The organism is Promicromonospora panici (genome assembly GCF_900608595.1).
Taxonomy (GTDB): Bacteria; Actinomycetota; Actinomycetes; order Actinomycetales; family Cellulomonadaceae; genus Promicromonospora; species Promicromonospora panici.
Genome location: NZ_UWYY01000027.1, coordinates 1 through 16,572, shown reverse-complemented (window position 1 = coordinate 16,572; position 16,572 = coordinate 1). Strand labels below are relative to the sequence as shown.

Genomic DNA, 16,572 nt, shown 5'->3' with positions numbered 1-16,572 from the left:
TGGAAGCGGACGTTCGGTCCGAGCAACCTGGCGCCGGCGCCCGGCCGACGTCGGTCGCTACGCGTCGTCGAGCTTGAGGCGCAGGGCGCCGGCGACGACGACGACCGTCGTGTACGCGGCGAGCACCCCGATGCCGACCCAGGGGTCGAGGACCTCGGGCACCTGCGCGCCGGTCGGCGTGATCGCCGAGCCCGCCACGCTTGGCAGGAACTTGTTCACGTCCAGCACCCAGTCCAGGCTCGACGCGAACGCCACGACGATGCCGAAGATGAACGGCACCACCATGAAGACGGCCACGACCGTGAAGATCGCGCCCGCCGTGTGGCGCACCAGCGTGCCGATCCCCAGTGCGAAGAGCGCCACCAGCACCGTGTAGATGATGACGCCGTAGAGCTTGCGCACGTCGTCGCCGTTCGACCAGTCCAGCGTCATGTCGTTGGCGTTCAGAAGGGGGTAGCTGACGAGCCAGCCCAGCAGCAGGGACACCGTGGTCAGCACCGCCGTGACGACGGCGAGCACCGTCGCCTTGGCCGCGAAGGCGTTCAGCCGGCCGGGTGCGGCGGCGAACGTCGAGCGGATCATGCCCGTCGAGTACTCGCCGGTGATCACCATGGCCCCGAGCACCCCGACCACGAGGGCGGCGAACTCGTACCCGCCGGCGATGACGGTCGGCGCACCGAACAGCCCGTCCATCGACCCCTGGCCCTCCGGGGCCGTCTCGGCGTCGGCCATCTGGTCGTTCAGGAACTGCACCACGACGGCCATCATCAGCGCGAAGCCGGCCATGATGACGACGGTGGAGCCGAGCGTCCACCACGTCGAGCGCAGTGTCCACAGCTTGATCCACTCCGAGCGCAGCAGCCGCCAGAAGGTGACGTTGTGCACCGGGGTGGGCTCCGCCGTCGTGCCCGACGCCGGACCGCCCGCCGGGGCGGTGACGGTCGCGCTCATGACTTGCTCCCCTCGAGATCGGGCTGCGCGCCCGCGTGCGCGGCGATGTCCTCGGACTGGTACTCGACCGAATCGGCGGTCAGCGACATGTACGCCTCCTCGAGCGTGGAGGCGACGGGCGTGAGCTCGTGCAGCACGACCCGTGCGGATGCGGCGAGCTCGCCGACGGCGGCGGCGTCCGTGCCGCGGATCTCGAGGAGACCCGGCTCGACGCCGTGCACCTCGGCGCTGGTGCCCTTCAGGAGCTCCGCGAGCACCGTGGCCTGCGGCGAGCGGACCCGGACCAGCTTGCGCGCGGCGCCGTCGACGATCTCCGAGACGGGAGCGTCGGCGAGGATGCGGCCCTTGCCGATCACGATCACGTGGTCGGCCGTGAGGGCGACCTCACTCATCAGGTGGCTGGACAGGAAGACCGTCCGGCCCTCGGACGCGAGGAACTTCGCGATGTTGCGGACCCAGACCACACCCTCCGGGTCGAGCCCGTTGACCGGCTCGTCGAGGATGAGCGTGCGCGGGTCGCCGAGCAGGGCGGCGGCGATGCCGAGGCGCTGGCCCATGCCGAGCGAGAACCCGCCCACGCGCTTGCTCGCGACGGGCCGCAGGCCTGTGAGTTCAATCACCTCGTCGACGCGCTTGGTCGGGATGCCGTGCGTGGCGGCCATGGCGAGCAGGTGGTTACGCGCGGTGCGGCCGGTGTGCACGGCCTTCGCGTCGAGCAGCGCTCCGACCTCCCCGAGCGGGCTGCGGTGCGCGGCGTACGGCTTGCCGTTCACGGTGACCTCGCCCGCCGTGGGCCGGTCGAGCCCCACGATCATGCGCATGGTGGTCGACTTACCGGCGCCGTTCGGGCCCAGGAAGCCTGTCACCTGGCCGGGCTGCACCGTGAACGTGACGCCATCCACGGCCGTCTTCGCGCCGTACCTCTTCGTCAGGCCTCTGGCCTCGATCATCACTTGCCCTTCCATCTGGCATGCCGGGGTGACCTTGGCGGTCACTCGTCGGTCATGACGAGACTGATCACTACGAGACTAGGGAGCCGACGGCGCCCGCCGCACCCATAAAAGGTCCGGATCATCCCTTGGTCGGACGCACTTCATCCAAAGGTAGGAGCCGGGAACTACTGAGAGCCTCCCGGCGTTCCCTAGGATGGTCAGACAGACCAGGAGGAGCAGATGAGCAACCCCGTCTTTTCGAGAAGCGACGTCTTCGGTGAGCCCCGTCGTACCGGTGCGGCCGGTGCACGCCGAGGCGGCACCGCCACCTACCCCAACCAGACTCCCGCATATGGCACTCCGCCGCAGCCTGGCCAGTACGGCCAGTACGGTGCCGCGGATCAGCAGGCGATGGACGCGTCGCAGCTCGACGCGATGTACCAGTCGCCGTCCGCCACCACGGCGGACACCCGGCGACTGACCTACGACGACGTGATCATCAAGACCGGTGGGCTGCTCGCCCTCCTGGTCGTGGTGGCCGCGGCGACATGGACGCTGGTGCCGCTGGCCGTGCTGCCGGTGGTCACGATCGTGGGCGCGATCGGCGGCCTCGTCCTCGGCCTGGTGAACGCGTTCAAGCGGAACCCGAGCCCGGGCCTCATCGTGGCGTACACGGTGTTCGAGGGTGCGTTCCTCGGCGGCATCTCGCTGATGTTCAACTCGATGGCCGACGGCGCCGTGCTGCAGGCCGTGCTCGGCACCGTGTCGGTGTTCGCCGTGAGCCTGTTCCTGTTCCGGAGCGGCAAGGTCCGCGTGACGCCCAAGTTCACGCGCTGGCTGATGTTCGCCCTGATCGGGTACGCGCTGTTCAGCCTGCTGAACTTCGTGCTCATGCTCACGGGTGTCGCGGGCGGCGAGTTCGGTCTGCGCAGCGGCCCGCTGGGCATCATCGTCGGCCTGGTCGCCGTCGGCCTCGCGGCCGCGTCGCTCATCGTCGACTTCGACTCCATCAAGCGTGGTGTCGAGGCGGGCGTGCCCGCCAAGATGGCGTGGTCGGCGGCCTTCGGCTTGCTGGTGACGCTGATCTGGCTGTACATCGAGCTGCTGCGCCTCGCGGCGATCATCAGCAGCTTCGCCCGCGAGTAGTACTCGCGACCAGCAGATGACCGAGGCGTGAATCCCGGACGGGGTTCACGCCTCAGTCATGTTCGCGCCCCTGCGGCGTCCGCCGGCTCGTCGCCGGAGGTGTGGTCGTCCAGCTGGGCAGCGGGCGCAGCAAGAGCCGCGACTCCCGCGACGAGCATCTCGAGCAGCACCGTGAAGCTCTGGTCGACGTCCTCCCGCATGCGGAAGCCGCCGCCGAGCTCGAGCGTCACGAAGCCGTGCACGCCGGCGCGGACGGCGCGGACGGCGTCGATCAGGCGGTCGTCCGGCAGGCCGAAGCCGCGCAGGACCGCAACGACCACCTGGACGCTCTCGGCGGCCGCGTCCCGGAGCGGAGCGGCTGCCGGGTCGTCCGGGTCTGGGCCGGTCTGCGTCGCCGCGTACCGTCCGGGATGGTCGAGGGCGTAGGTGCGCCAGGCGTTCGCCAGCGCCTGGAGCGCGTCCGCCCCGGCGCGGCCCACGCTCGCGGCGGTCCCGGCGGCCGTGAGCTCGCGGACGGCGATCACCGCCACCTCGCGGCGCAGGTCTGCCAGCGAACCCACGTGCTTGTAGAGGCTCGGTGCCGCTACCCCGGCGTTCGCGGCGACCTTCGCGAGCGTGAGGTCGGCGAACCCGCTCGGCCCGCCCGCGTCCACCACCTCGACGGCCAGGCGCACCACGGCGTCGTGGGACAGGCCCGCCCTAGGCACGGTCGCCGCCGTCCTCGGACGTCGGAGCACCCAGCCCGGCCGGGAGTCCCGCGAGGAAGTCGAGCACGGCGGGCACGACGACGTCGGGCGCCTGGTGCTGCGGGTAGTGGCCCACCTCCGGGACGAGGACGCCGCGGGCGTCGATCGTGTCGGTGATCCAGGCCAGCTCGGCCGCCGGGTCGGAGAAGTCGGGGTCGAGCGCGCCGACGATCACGAGGGCGGGGGCGGCGACGTCGGGCAGCCGCGCCTCGACGACCGAGTGGTCGAGCGCGAGCGTGAGGTCGCGGAACGAGCGCAGGCGGCCCTGCTCGCGCAGCGTGTCCCGGACGGCGGCGACGTGCTCGGCGTGCCGGGGCGAGCGGCGTCCCTTGCTGATCGAGGAGTAGAAGGAGCCCCAGAACGCGGCGCCCCACGGCCGGGCGAGGAGCGCCCGGTAGACGATCCCCATGACCTTGGCCATGCCCGGGGATCCCGGCTGGCGCAGGTACGGGCTGAGCAGCACCAGGCCGCGCACGAGGTCGGGACGCTCCGCGGCGGCCCAGGCGGCGGCGGAGGCGCCCATCGAGTTGCCGAGCAGCACCGCCGGGCCGGCGTCGACATGTTCGACGAGCGCGAGAAGGTCCGAGCCCGTGGCGTCGTCGCCGTGCGTGCGGAACGTGGTGTCGGAGTCCCCGTGGCCGCGCAGGTCGGCGACGACCACGCGGTAGCCGGCGTCGACCAGCGCGGGTACGACGTCGTCGTAGGTGGACCGGAGGTCGCCCATGCCGGGAGCCGCGACGACGAGCGGACCCGACCCCGTGTCGGTGTAGGCGATGCGCCCCTCGGGCCGCGAAAGAAAGGCGAGACCGCCGCCATGGATTTGTCCCATAGCCAAAAAGCTACGCTCGTTAGCCATCGGGCGCAAGGGCGTGAACACAAAAACTTGTTGTGGGCGTGACCGTCGCGACTACACGGGCGTTATAGGCGCAACGATCACGCTCACAACCAAGTGGGTGGGTGGTCAGAGCGGGCGGGGGACTCCGAAGTAGCCCTTTTCTGCCTCGCCGGTCTCCGCCTTGATCACGTGCATCACGGCGTTGATCAGGGCCAGGTGCGTGAACGCCTGCGGGAAGTTGCCCAGGTGCCTGCCGGTGCCCGGCTCGATCTCCTCGGCGTAGAGGTTGAGCGACGACGCGTAGCCGAGCAGCCGCTCGCACAGCGACCGGGCGCGCTCCACCTCCCCGATCTCGACCAGGGCCGAGACGAGCCAGAACGAGCAGATGGTGAAGGTGCCCTCCTCGCCCTGCAGGCCGTCGTCGGTCTCCTCCGTGCGGTACCGCAGCACGAGGCCGTCCTCGGTCAGCTCGTCGGCGATCGCCAGCACCGTCGCCTTGACCCGGTAGTCGTCCGGCGGCAGGAACCGCAGCAGCGGCACGAGCAGGAGCGACGCGTCGAGCGCCGGGTCGCCGTAACGCTGCGTGAAGACGCCGCGGTCGTCCACGCCCTTGGTGCAGATGTCGTCGGCGATCTCGTCGGCGACCTTCTGCCACGACTTCGCGTAGTCGTGCTCGTCGTACAGCCGGGCCAGCTTGGCGCCCCGGTCCATCGCGACCCAGCACATGAGCTTGGAGCTGGTGAAGTGCTGCGGCTCGCCGCGCACCTCCCAGATGCCCCGGTCGGGCTGATGCCAGTGCTTCGCGGCCTCCTCGACCTGCCGCTTGAGGATCGGCCACAGCGACTCGGGCAGCTGCTCGCGCGACTTGGCGTGCAGCCACACGGAGTCCAGCACCGCCCCCCACACGTCGTGCTGCCGCTGGTCGTACGCGGCGTTGCCGATCCGGACGGGCTGCGCCCCCTCGTAGCCGGACAGGTGCGGCAGCTCGAACTCCTCCAGGGTCTCCTCGCCACCCACGCCGTACATGATCTGGAGCTGCCGGTTGTCGCGACAGACGTCCTGGATGAACGCGAAGAAGTCGTTCGCCTCGCGTTCCAGGCCCAGCGTGTACAGCCCCCAGAGCGCGAACGTCGAGTCGCGGATCCACGCATACCGGTAGTCCCAGTTGCGCTCCCCGCCCGGCGTCTCGGGCAGAGAGGTCGTGGCGGCGGCGATCAGCGCGCCGGTGGGGGAGTAGGTCAGTCCCTTGAGCGTAAGCGCCGACCGCTGGAGGTAGATCCGCCACGGGTGGTCGGGGAACTCGCCCTGCGTGATCCAGTCGCGCCAGAACCGCTCGGTGCGCCACATCGAGTCGAGGGCGCCCGCATACGTGGTCGGCGCGCTCTGCGAGCCCCAGGACATCGCGACGAAGTGCGTGGCGCCCTCCGTCATCCGGGTGCGGGCGGTGGCCCGCTTGCCCTCCAGCCCGAACCGCAGGCTGGAGCGCATGTGCAGGTCCGGGTTGGAGTCGCCGATGTGCGCCACGACCGACGAGTACCCGCTGTTCTCGTACTCCCAGTCGACGTCGTCCCGCGCGTAGTCCGGGCGCGGCTCGCACACGACCTCGAGGTCCACGGTGCCCGACACGCACTTGATGGTGCGCATCAGGACGTGCTCGGCGTCGTCGTCCGTGGGGGTGCGGCGGTGGGTGCCCGAGCGGTCCTCGACGTCGTGCCAGGGGCCCATCAGCATCGCGTCGCGCACCACGAGCCAGCCCGTCGGCGTCTGCCACGTGGTCTCGAGGATGAGGGTGCCGGGCAGGTAACGACGCGCGACGGGCACGCGCACACCGTGCGGTCCCACCCGGAAGTAGCCGGCCCCGCGGTCCAGGATCTTGGCGAAGATGCTCGGCGAGTCGGGCCGGGGCACGCACATCCACTCCACGCTGCCCGACGGTGCGATCAGCGCGTTGGTCTCGCAGTCCGAGAGGAACCCGTACTCCCCGATGTGGGGGAACTTGCTGCGGCCGTCCCACGCACGCGGGGAGGCGCCGTCGCTCGACGTATGTCCCTTCACCGGGCCCGGGCTGGTGGGCTTCGGCGTCTGGCGGCGCCGGGAGGGCGTGCCGGATGCCGCGGGGGCTTCGGCGTCGGCCCCCTGCGGCTCAATCGATTCGAGCGTCATGGGACTCAAGGGTTCCGCACGTCCCGCGCGCCTGGCAAGCCGTACCGGTGTGACGCGCGGTACCCGATGGCGCGCTCGTCCAAAGGCTTGTTCAGCGAATTATCGGGTTGTGTCGATCGAGCGGTTTCCTGTTCGACCTGTGAGTGAGAAGGTCCCAACAGGACCCCCGGAACCACAGGAGAACGAACCATGCCGAAGTACATGCTGATCATGCGCTCGACCGACGAGACCTGGGCTGCCGCCGCGGAGGTCGACTTCGAGGAGATCATGAACACGATGGGCAAGTTCAACGACGAGATGATCCAGGCCGGCGTGCTCGTCGCGGCCGAGGGCCTCGACGACGCCGCCAAGGGTGTGGTCGTCGACTACTCGTCCCAGCCGCCCGTCGTGACCGACGGCCCGTACGGCGAGACCAAGGAGCTGTTCGCCGGCTACTGGATCCTCGACGTCGCCTCGCAGGAGGAGGCCGTCGAGTGGGCCAAGCGCGCGCCCCTGGCCGGGCCGGGCAGCAAGGCGGAGATCCGCCGGGTCGCCCAGATCGACGAGTTCCCGCAGGACAACGAGTGGATCCAGAAGGAACGCGCGTGGCGCGAGGCGACCGGCCAGCTCTGAGCGAGCACGACGCCGCGCGGCGCGCCGTCGAAGCGGTCTGGCGGATCGAGTCCGCCCACATCGTGGGCGCGCTCACCCGTTACACCCGCGACTTCGAGCTCGCCGAGGACGTGGCCCAGGAGGCGCTCGCCGCGGCGCTCGTCTCCTGGCCACGCGACGGCACGCCGCGCGATCCCGCGGCGTGGCTCATCGCGACGGCCCGACGCCGGGCGATCGACGCCTACCGGCGCCGGGCCGGACGCGACGAGCGGTACGCGGCGCTCGCACAGGGGCTGGCCGAGGGGGAGGCGACGTCGGGCGCGGGGAGCACCCCGGCGTCCGGAACGAGCATCGTCGCAAGTCACCCGGGTTCTGACCCGGGGATGGTCGACCCTGACCGGATCGACGACGACGTGCTCGCGCTCATGTTCGTGGCCTGCCACCCGGTGCTGTCGCGGGAGGCGCAGATCGCGCTGACGCTTCGCGTCGTGGGTGGCCTGACGAGCGACGAGATCGCCCGTGCCTTCCTGGTCCCCGTCGCGACGGTGCAGGCGCGCATCACCCGCGCCAAGCGGACCATCAAGGCGGCCCAGGTCCCGTTCGAGGTGCCCGACGGCGCGGACCGGGCCGCACGGCTCTCGTCCGTGCGCGGCGTGCTGTACGTGATCTTCACTTCAGGCTCGTCGGCGACGTCGGGCGACGACTGGATCCGGCTCGACCTGGCGCGTGAGGCGGTGCGTCTGACGCGTGTGCTGACCCGGCTCGCGCCCGAGCCGGAGACGTTCGGCCTGCTCGCACTCCTGGAGCTGACTGCGGCGCGGTTCCCGGCCCGGGTTGGACCCGGGGGCGAGCCGGTGCTCCTGGAGGACCAGGACCGGCGGCGCTGGGACCGGGCGGCGATCATCCGGGGCCGGGCGGCGCTGCGGCGCGCCGTCGGCCCCGCGGGCATGGGGGCGTACGCGCTGCAGGCCGCGATCGCGGAGTGTCACGCGGTGGCGCGCTCGGTGCCGCAGACCGACTGGGAGCGGATAGTCGTGCTCTACGAGGCGCTCGGGCGCATCGCACCCTCGCCCGTGGTGGACCTGAACCGGGCGGTGGCAGTGGCCATGGCGTACGGGCCCGACGCCGGGTTGCGCGTCGTGGACGGGCTCGTCGAACAGGGTGTGCTCGCCGGATCGCACCTGCTGCCGGGGGTTCGGGGCGAGCTGCTGGCGCGGCTCGGTCGCACCGTCGAGGCTCGTGGTGAGTACCTGCGCGCGGCCGAGCTGTGCGGGAACGCGGCGGAACGAGCGCTCCTGGAGCGCAAGGCGACCTTGATCGAGCTAGACCCCCGCCCTGACCGTTGAGTGCTGGGTATTTGCTCCTTCGAATGATTCGAGAGGGCAAATATCCAGCACTCAACGGGGTCAGCGGAGTCTGAGCGTCGCTACCAGGACGCCCGTCAGGCACAGCGTGCCGCCGATCAGCGCAATCGGTGCGGGGACCTCGCCCAGCAGCAGCCACGACATCAGCAGCGCGAGTGGCGCGGCGGCGTAGGTCGCGGCGCCGAGCCGGCCCGCGGTCGTCCGGGTGAGTGCGAAACCCCAGGTGACGAACGCGATGGCGGTGGGGAAAACGCCCAGGTAGACGACGCTCAGGGTGGCCGACGCCGGAGCCGTGGCCAGCTCGTCCAGCAGTACCGGCGCGAACGGGAGGCACGCCACCGTGCCGGCCAGGCAGCCCAGCCACGTCATGGTCAGGGAGTCGACCTCCGGCAGCAGACGCTTCTGCAGGATCGTGCTCCCCGCGTAGATGACTGCTGCGGCCAGCCCGAGGACGACGGCGATCCCGTCCGAGGCCCCGCTCGACGTGGCCAGCGCGATCCCGGCGACGCCGGCGAACGCTATGCCGATGCCCGCCAGAAGCCGCGCGGGGAAGCCCTCGCCGAGCGAGATGCCCGCGAACACCGCGATGAGGATCGGCGCGAGCCCGACCAGGAGCGAGGCGGTGCCGGCGTCGAGCGTGCGTTCGGCCGCGTTGAGGGCGAGGTTGTACAGGCCGAACCACAGCACACCCCAGACCAGCACGCCGACCAGGGTCCGGCCGCGCGGCAGCTGTAGCTTGCCGGCCAGGCCCGCGATGACCGTGAGCGCGAGCGTGCCGACGAGGATCCGGCCCAGGGCGAGCGCGCCCGGCGAGTAGTCGAAACCCGCGGACCGGATGCCGATGAACGCGGAGCCCCAGAGCACGACGGTCACCGCTGCGGCAACCGGGACGAGAAAGCGGTTCGTGGCCGGAGGTGTGGCCACGGCGGTCAGGGTCATGTCCGCCACCTTGCCCGGGCTGACCGGCTGGGTCTGGCGGCTATCGGCCGTGGTGTTCGTCATGGTGCGATCGTCGCCCCAGAAGACCGTGAAGCACCAGCGATTCTTTCTTCATTTGGATTCAGTGTCGCTGTAGAGTGGGCCGCATGCTCGACGTCCACCGCCTCCGCGTCTTCCGCTCTGTCGTCGCCTCGGGATCCATCGGTGCCGCCGCGGCGAATCTCGGCTACACGCCGTCCGCCGTCAGCCAGCACGTCTCCGCACTCCAGCGGGAGACCGGGCTCAAGCTCCTGGCGCGGCACGGCCGCGGCATCCGGCCCACGGCCGCGGGGCTCGCCCTGGCCGCCCAGGCCGACGGCGTCCTCGAACGGCTCGGCGAGGCCGAGTCCATGGTCGCCGACCTGCGCGCAGGCCGCACGGGCTCGCTGTCGGTGGCGTACTTCGCCTCGGTCGGCTCGGCCTGGCTGCCCGACGTCGTGCGCACCGTCACCACGGAGTTCCCCGGCATCCGCCTGGACCTCGAGCTGGCCGAGCACATCCCGGACAAGACCGAGGACCGGGCCGACCTGCAGATCTGCGTGGGGCAGGCCGCGTTCGACCCCGGGAGCGGCTTCAGCGCGCACCACCTGCTCGACGACCCGTACGTCGTCATCCTGCCGCAGGGTCACCGGTTCGCCGGCCGGGACGAGATCGAGCTCGCCGAGCTCGCGGACGAACGCTGGGTCGACAACGACTTCGCGCGCGGCTGGTGCCGCCGCAACCTCCTGGAGGCGTGCACGGCCGCCGGGTTCAGCCCCACGTTCCACGTCGAGGCGCACGACTACCCGACGGCGGTCGCGTTCGTGGACGCCGGGATCGGTATGACGGTGCTGCCCGAGCTGGGCGCCGTCCAGCTGCCGGCCGGCACCGTCGCCGTGCCCGTGGTGCGCCCCACCCCGGTGCGCTCGATCTACGCGGTGCTGCAGGACGCCGTCGCGCACACGCCGCCGGCCATCGCCGCGCTGAAGGCGCTGCGGGAGGCCGCCGTCGCTTCGCGGGCGGCCATGGTGCCCGCATAGGGTGGGCGGGTAACGACGCCGGGGAGCACCCGGCGTCCTCCCGATCGAGAGGCAATCCTCGTGACCACGCTTCCTACCGCCTCCGGCACCTTCGGCGACAAGCCGGAGCTGACCTTCCCCGAGGGTGACGCGCCCGCCGGCCTGCAGGTCCAGGTGCTCTCCGAGGGCAACGGCCCGGTCGTCGAGTCCGGCCGCACCATCGTGGTGAACTACCTGGGCCAGACCTGGGGCGGCCACGTCTTCGACAACTCGTACGACCGCGGCACGACCATCGACTTCCCGATCGGCGTCGGCGCCGTCATCGGTGGCTGGGACAAGGGCATGGTGGGCCAGAACGTCGGCTCGCGCCTGCTGCTGTCGATCCCGCCGGAGCACGGCTACGGTGCGCGCGGCGTGCCGCAGGCCGGTATCGGCGGCGGCGACACGCTGGTCTTCGTGGTCGACGTCGTAGCCGTCAAGTGACGGTCCTGCTGAGGTAGAACCAGGGCGAGGTAGAACTCTGGCGAAGTAGAACTGCAGCGCATCCGAAGGTGCGCTGCAGTTCTACTTCGCCCTGGTTCTACCTCAGCGGGGTCAGGGGTAGGCGATGACCTGGGGGGACGCGAAACTGCCGACCGCCGGGGCGCCTGTGTCGTTGATGACGTGGTTGATGCCGCCCGAGCCGTTCAGGAACACGCTGGTCATGGACCGGAACCGCACGCCAGAAGCGTTCGGCGCCTGGATCCCGGACTCGGCCCGGATGTCCACGTCCTGGTTGAAGAACGAGTAGACGCCCAGACCCGTCGCCTCGTGGCTGGTCACGCCGTCTGCCACCCGGTAGGACGCGTAGCCGAGGCGGTCCCCGTCCATGAACGCGGCTTGCGACGGCGGGTCGTACGGGATCTCGCTCTGGTAGAAGATCGTCCGGCCGCGCTCGCCGTTCCAGATCGTCTGGTTCTCCTGGTAGTGCTCCACGAACAGGCCGGTCGCCGTCACGTCGTCACCGTTCACGACGACGCCGTGCGCACCCGTGTTGCCGTCCCACGACACGCCGTGGCCGTGGTCCGCGCGCCACGCCCAGATGTGGTCGAGCAGGGTGTGGTCGCTGTTCACCTCGATCGAGGTGACGGCCTTCCCCTCCCAGGGGCCGCCCACGCGGACGAAGACGTCCGTGAGCGTGGTCGGGTCGGCCGGGTCCGAGACGCTCGCCCCCTCGGGGCCGACCTGGATCAGGGTGGTCGACTCCGGCACGTTCGCGTCGGCGGTGATGCCGGCGACCTTGACGCCCGACACGTCGCCGATCTCGAGCACGCTGTTGCCCGCCGTCGGGGTGAGCGACGCGTAGCCGAGGCCCAGGACCACCGTGTCGGCCCGGTCGACCCGCAGGGCCGCGTCGAGCTCGTAGACACCTGGCGTGAGGATGAGGTTCTTGCCGTCGGCCAGCGCCGCATTGATCGTCGCAGCGGAGTCGACGTCCTCGCGCGCCACGTAGAAGTCGTCCATACCGATCGACGTGCCCGACTCGGCGGAGGTGGACCAGTCGGTGCCGCTGCTGTCGGTCCGCGCATTCGGCACGAAGACGGCGAGTTCGCCGTCGGCGCCCCGGTACAGGAACGGGGCCTCCCGGCTGATGGGCGTGCGGTCGACGGTGGTCTTGACGCCCTTCGCGCCCTCGCCGAGGTCCTGCCCGAAGTCGGTGGCGGGGGCACCCTGGACCCCCGAGAACACCATGTTCCAGACGCCGCCGTCCCAGGTGCCGACCTCGCTGTTGCGCGTGAACCACTGCTGCTGCGAGCCGGTGGCGATGGTGCCGGCCACGCGCGAGTTCGCGAGGTAGCCGCCGGAGGCGAACTCGCCGTACCGGCCGAAGACCGTCAGGCTGCCCTGGATGTCCATGCGGCGCATCGGCGCGGCCTGCGACACGGCCCAGCGCATCTGGTGCGGCTCCGTCACGCCCGCCGGGTACGGGAGCTCGGCGTCGGCGCCCACGGGGCGCTGGATCGGATTGATCGCCATGTTCGACATCGACCGCCAGAAGTGGTTGAGCGAGCCCGGGGCGGCGCACTCCCACGGCCGGTCCGGGCAGCCGACCACCGGCTCCACGTGCAGCGCGCCGTTGATCTGCACGGCGTTCGGCTGCGCGCCGAGGCCCGAGATCGACTCGTAGTACCCGACGGTCTGGTTGATGATCCCGGTGGCCGTCGCCGGGTCGTCCTGACCTGCGGCGCTGCCGTAAGTGCCGGGTTCGAAGAACACCTGGTGCCGGCCCTGGCTCATCTCCTGCTCGTCGTTCACCGAGTCGAGGAAGGTGTTGATCCGATCGGCGGTCCAGGTCTCGTCGATGAACGTGACGTTGGGCCCGAAGTCCGGGTCGGCCGCGGCCTTCTTGGGCTTCTTCACCTTTGGCTTGATCTTCGGCGTCGCGTCCGGTGTGGTCGTGCCCGGCTTGGTCGCGTCCAGCTTGGTCGCGGAGCCCTTTGCCATGGCTCTGCCCTCATCGGTGGCGGTCGGCGTCGCGGTGGCCGGCAGTGCCGTGACGGCGGCTCCCGCGGCGAGCGATGCCGCGACCGCCGCGACGGCGGCGCCGCGCAGGGTTGTGCGAAGTGTCCTCATCGACAGTTCCTTCGAGCTCGGGGCAGGCCGGAAAGGACCGGGCAGGCTGCCGGTGCGGTGCGCCTGGGTGAGCGCCCAGCCAGGCTAACGGCCCTACACTGACCCATCTGTAAGTACTTTCCGCAGACTCCGGGTCACGGTGAACTTCGGGTTCTGGGCGATGTGCTCGGTCGGCCCGACGGCACGCTCCAGCGCACGGCGGTAGTGGAGACCGGTGTTGAAGACGGTCCACAGCTCGCCGCCATCGTGCAGGATGCGGCCCGCCGTGGCGAACATCCGGTGCGCCGCGTCCGTGCTCAGCGCGGCGCGGTCGTGGAACGGCGGGTTGAGCAGCACGAGGTCGGCCGAGCCGTCCGGGAGCGGGAGCGAGTCCCCGGCGTCGCCCCGCACGACGGCGGCCCTGACGCCGTTCGCGGCGAGCGTCGCCGCGGCCGAGGTGCAGGCGGCAGCGCTCCGGTCCGTCGCGAGCACGTGGGCGCCCGGGTACCGCAGCGCCAGCACGGTGGCGAGGATGCCGGTGCCGCAGCCGAGGTCGACGGCGACGGGGCGGCCGTCCAGGTAGTTCGGGCTGTGCGGGGAGGCCGGGAGGGTGCCCGGGGCGTCGGACAGGTCGGGCCAGCGGTGGGCCTGGGCCAGCAGGAAGCGGGTGCCGAGATCGAGCGCGGCCCCGGCGAAGGCGGCCCCGTGCGCGACGACGGTCAGCCCGGCGTCCGGCGCCGCTTCTGGCGCGTTGATGGCGTCCAGGACCTCGCGGTCGGTGAGCCGGGCGGTGACGGGATAGGTGAGCGGCCCGACGTCGGACCGCGGCTCCCGTGCGATGAGCAGCCGCGACTTCTGCCGGGCGAGCGACGCGCTGACCTGCGTGAACGACGCGCCGAGCACGTCGTTCATCGCGTGGGTCATGTGCTTGACCCGGCCGCCCGCGAGCAGGGTCACTCCCGGGTCGGCGTGCCGGGCCACGCGCTCGGCGAGCTCGGTCAGCTCCGCGAGCGACGCCGGCAGCTGGAGCAGCACGAGCCGCGCGCCGGCGAGCAGCCTGGGCTCGAACTTGTCGTGCACGGTCATACCGAGCGGGACCGGCTCGTGCGGGACGGGTTCGTCCGGGACTAGTTCGTCCGGGACGGGCGCGTTCGCGGTGGCCCGTGCGCGTCCGGCCCACAGGGTCTGGGACGCGCGCTTGGCGTTGGCATCGAGCGCCGCCTCGGCCGTGATCGCGTCCTGGTGCACGCGGACGCTGTTTGCGCCGAGCGCCAGCGCCCCGAGAGTGAGCGCGCCGAACCGGTCGCCGATCACCACCACCCCGTCCGGGTCCCGCTCGATCAGCGGGGCTGCCTCGTCGAGCAGCAACCGGTCGGTGGCGTCGACGGCGACGGGGCCGTCGGCGCGCGTGCCGTCCTCGGGGTAGGGCAGCAGCCGGGCGAGGACGGCGTCGGCCTCGGGGCTCACCGTGCGGAGCGGGCCTTCTTCTCCGCGGCCTTGCGGGCTTCCTCGACGCGCTCCTCCTCGGCGCGCACCTGTGCGGCGGTCTCGCGCTCCTGGGTGAGCCACTCCGGCGGGTCGTCGCGCAGCTCGTTGATCTGCTCGGTGGTCAGGGGCTCGGTGATGCCCCCGCGGGCCAGGCCCGCGATCGAGATGCCGAGGCGTCCCGCCACGACGGGCCGCGGGTGCGGTCCGTTACGGCGCAGCTCGGCCAGCCACTCCGGCGGGTTGGTCTCCAGCTCCTCGAGCTCCGCGCGCGTGATCGGGTTGTCCTGGAACTCCTGCGGCGTGGCAGGCAGGTAGACGCCGAGTCGCTTGGCGGCGTTGGACGGCTTGAAACGCTGCGAGGCGAAGGAGGAACTCATGTTCCCAAGGGTATCGGCGCCCGCCCACCTCGCTCTCCATGGCGGGCGTGATCCTCGCCGCTCGCACGGCATGGCGCCGTGGGGGGCGAGCTGGCCGTCGACCCGGAGGTGACATTTGCGGTCAGACGCCGGACCTTCGCAGGTCTTCAAGAGGAGCTGGTGAGCATCACCCAGTGCGCCGCGGTCGGGATCAGCAAGCGCGCGGTGCTGCGACGGTCCGCTCAGGGACCTGGACCCGGGTTACCCGTGGGATCTACGACACCAACCCCGTCCCCGTCCGGGAGCGGATCTGCGACGACTACCACGACCACCTCCGCCGTCGGGCAGCATGGACCGGGTTGCTCGAACCGCAACCGGGTCTGCACTCGGTGACGAGGGCCGCAGCCAAGTCTGCAGTCGGCAGGGCGGGGAAGCTCCGGTCGGCCGGAGGGCCGCCCGCCGTCGCCTACGGCCCGTAGCCTTGGCCTGTGAGCCAGCCCTTGCCCGACGTGGGACCGCCAGTACCGGACGGCGACCCCGCCGACCTCCCGACCGCCGGGTCGGAGGACGCAGTTGACTCTGCGCCTACCGACGTCGTCGATGACAGGACCGATGGGGTAGACAGCGCCGAGGCGCCCGATGCCGACGACGAAGCTTCCGTCCTGGGCGAGGAGCAGATCGACAACGACCCCGACCGGCCGCGCTTCCGGCTCGCGTACGTCCCGGGTGCCACGCCCGGGAAGTGGGCGAGCGTATGGCGTGAGCGGCTGCCCGACGTGCCTCTCGAGCTGGTGCAGGTCGAGGCGGACGCCGTCGCACCAGCGCTGGAGGCCGGGGAGGCGGACGCCGCCATCGGCCGGCTCCCTGTGGACAAGGACGTGTTCTCCGCGATCCCGCTCTACGAGGAGACGTCGGTCGTGTGCTTCTCGCGGGACCACCTGCTCGCCGCTCTCGCCGAAGAGGAGGCGGTGACCAGCGCCGACATCGCCGGAGAGCCGGTCTGGGTCCCCGCGGACGACGTCCTCTTCGCCGCGTACCCGGTTCCCGGCGTCGTGCCCGTGGATCCGGACGGAAACCCGCTCGACCCGGTCCCGACGACGGCCGACGCCGTGGCGACCGTCGCCGCGAACGCCGGGGTCGCAGTGCTGCCTATGTCGCTCGCGCGGCTGCACCGCCGCAAGGACGTCAGCCACCGCCCGCTCGTGGACGGGCCGACGGCGCCGGTGGGGCTCGTCTGGCCCACCGACCGCACCACTGATCTGGTCGAGGAGCTCATCGGGATCGTGCGCGGGCGCACGGTGAACAGCTCGCGGGGCCGCGGCGGACCGGCCGGGCGGACCGAGGGCGCCGGCGCCGCCGGAGCGGCCGGACAAGCCGGATCAGGTGGGAAATCCGCAGGAACCGGGGTGAAAAAACCGGCCAAGGGCGGCTC

15 protein-coding genes are annotated in these 16,572 nt (G+C 71.3%); 6 read left to right on the top strand and 9 right to left on the bottom strand.

Going from position 1 to position 16,572, the window contains the following annotated elements; all coding sequences use genetic code 11:
• Window positions 1–57: 57 nt before the first annotated feature.
• Together EW117_RS25465 and EW117_RS25460 are read right to left on the bottom strand one after the other, a co-directional pair.
• Window positions 58–951, bottom strand: a complete 894-nt coding sequence (locus EW117_RS25465) for an ABC transporter permease subunit (RefSeq protein ID WP_129789536.1) — start codon at window positions 949–951, stop codon at window positions 58–60.
• Window positions 948–1,901, bottom strand: a complete 954-nt coding sequence (locus EW117_RS25460; RefSeq protein WP_129789535.1) for an ABC transporter ATP-binding protein — start codon at window positions 1,899–1,901, stop codon at window positions 948–950. The genes EW117_RS25465 and EW117_RS25460 overlap by 4 nt, the downstream gene beginning before the upstream one ends.
• Before the next feature lie 222 nt (window positions 1,902–2,123).
• On the opposite strand from EW117_RS25460, the gene EW117_RS25455 reads away from it, so the two are divergent.
• Window positions 2,124–3,029: a Bax inhibitor-1/YccA family protein gene (locus EW117_RS25455; RefSeq protein WP_129789534.1), complete on the top strand. Its 906-nt coding sequence runs from the start codon at window positions 2,124–2,126 to the stop codon at window positions 3,027–3,029.
• 56 nt (window positions 3,030–3,085) lie between these two features.
• Here the strand turns inward: EW117_RS25455 and EW117_RS25450 are convergent, their stop codons facing one another.
• The 3 genes from EW117_RS25450 to EW117_RS25440 all read right to left on the bottom strand — a co-directional run bounded on the left by EW117_RS25450 (window position 3,086) and on the right by EW117_RS25440 (window position 6,773).
• Complete coding sequence (locus EW117_RS25450) at window positions 3,086–3,736, bottom strand: TetR/AcrR family transcriptional regulator (RefSeq protein ID WP_129789533.1); 651 nt, start codon at window positions 3,734–3,736, stop codon at window positions 3,086–3,088.
• Window positions 3,729–4,604 carry an alpha/beta fold hydrolase gene (locus tag EW117_RS25445; RefSeq protein ID WP_242504562.1) on the bottom strand — a complete coding sequence of 292 codons (876 nt, stop codon included), beginning with the start codon at window positions 4,602–4,604 and terminating at the stop codon, window positions 3,729–3,731. The genes EW117_RS25450 and EW117_RS25445 overlap by 8 nt, the downstream gene beginning before the upstream one ends.
• Window positions 4,605–4,736: 132 nt before the next feature.
• On the bottom strand, window positions 4,737–6,773 hold the full coding sequence (locus EW117_RS25440) for a glycoside hydrolase family 15 protein (RefSeq protein ID WP_129789531.1): 2,037 nt from the start codon (window positions 6,771–6,773) through the stop codon (window positions 4,737–4,739).
• A 189-nt stretch (window positions 6,774–6,962) separates the two neighbouring features.
• On the opposite strand from EW117_RS25440, the gene EW117_RS25435 reads away from it, so the two are divergent.
• Together EW117_RS25435 and EW117_RS25430 are read left to right on the top strand one after the other, a co-directional pair.
• Entirely contained in the window at window positions 6,963–7,385 is a 423-nt protein-coding gene (locus tag EW117_RS25435; RefSeq protein WP_129789530.1) for a YciI family protein, read from the top strand.
• A complete protein-coding gene (locus EW117_RS25430) occupies window positions 7,358–8,710 on the top strand; it encodes an RNA polymerase sigma factor (RefSeq protein ID WP_242504561.1) in 1,353 nt (450 codons plus the stop codon). The genes EW117_RS25435 and EW117_RS25430 overlap by 28 nt, the downstream gene beginning before the upstream one ends.
• A 60-nt stretch (window positions 8,711–8,770) precedes the next feature.
• Here EW117_RS25430 and EW117_RS25425 read toward each other — a convergent pair whose 3' ends face one another.
• The gene (locus EW117_RS25425) at window positions 8,771–9,730 is read right to left on the bottom strand and encodes a DMT family transporter (protein WP_242504560.1); all 960 of its coding nucleotides are present in this window, start codon (window positions 9,728–9,730) and stop codon (window positions 8,771–8,773) included.
• Between the two features lie 83 nt (window positions 9,731–9,813).
• Here EW117_RS25425 and EW117_RS25420 point away from each other — a divergent pair, with 83 nt between their 5' ends.
• Window positions 9,814–10,725 (top strand): LysR family transcriptional regulator, encoded by a 912-nt coding sequence (locus tag EW117_RS25420; RefSeq protein ID WP_129789529.1) that lies wholly within the window; start codon window positions 9,814–9,816, stop codon window positions 10,723–10,725.
• Between the two features lie 60 nt (window positions 10,726–10,785).
• Window positions 10,786–11,187, top strand: coding sequence for an FKBP-type peptidyl-prolyl cis-trans isomerase (locus tag EW117_RS25415; protein WP_207212045.1), 402 nt, complete (start codon window positions 10,786–10,788; stop codon window positions 11,185–11,187).
• A 111-nt stretch (window positions 11,188–11,298) separates the two neighbouring features.
• On the opposite strand, the gene EW117_RS25410 is transcribed toward EW117_RS25415, so the two are convergent.
• The 3 genes from EW117_RS25410 to EW117_RS25400 all read right to left on the bottom strand — a co-directional run bounded on the left by EW117_RS25410 (window position 11,299) and on the right by EW117_RS25400 (window position 15,161).
• The gene (locus tag EW117_RS25410; protein ID WP_129789527.1) at window positions 11,299–13,317 is read right to left on the bottom strand and encodes an adenylyl cyclase; all 2,019 of its coding nucleotides are present in this window, start codon (window positions 13,315–13,317) and stop codon (window positions 11,299–11,301) included.
• Between the two features lie 93 nt (window positions 13,318–13,410).
• A complete protein-coding gene (locus tag EW117_RS25405) occupies window positions 13,411–14,763 on the bottom strand; it encodes a class I SAM-dependent methyltransferase (protein ID WP_129789526.1) in 1,353 nt (450 codons plus the stop codon).
• Window positions 14,760–15,161 carry a DUF5997 family protein gene (locus EW117_RS25400; RefSeq protein ID WP_129789525.1) on the bottom strand — a complete coding sequence of 134 codons (402 nt, stop codon included), beginning with the start codon at window positions 15,159–15,161 and terminating at the stop codon, window positions 14,760–14,762. Before EW117_RS25400 ends, EW117_RS25405 begins: the two co-directional genes overlap by 4 nt.
• A 467-nt stretch (window positions 15,162–15,628) precedes the next feature.
• Between EW117_RS25400 and EW117_RS25395 the strand changes: the two genes are divergently transcribed.
• Window positions 15,629–16,572 (top strand): LysR family transcriptional regulator substrate-binding protein (locus tag EW117_RS25395; protein ID WP_242504559.1); only part of this gene is annotated, 944 nt, incomplete at its 3' end.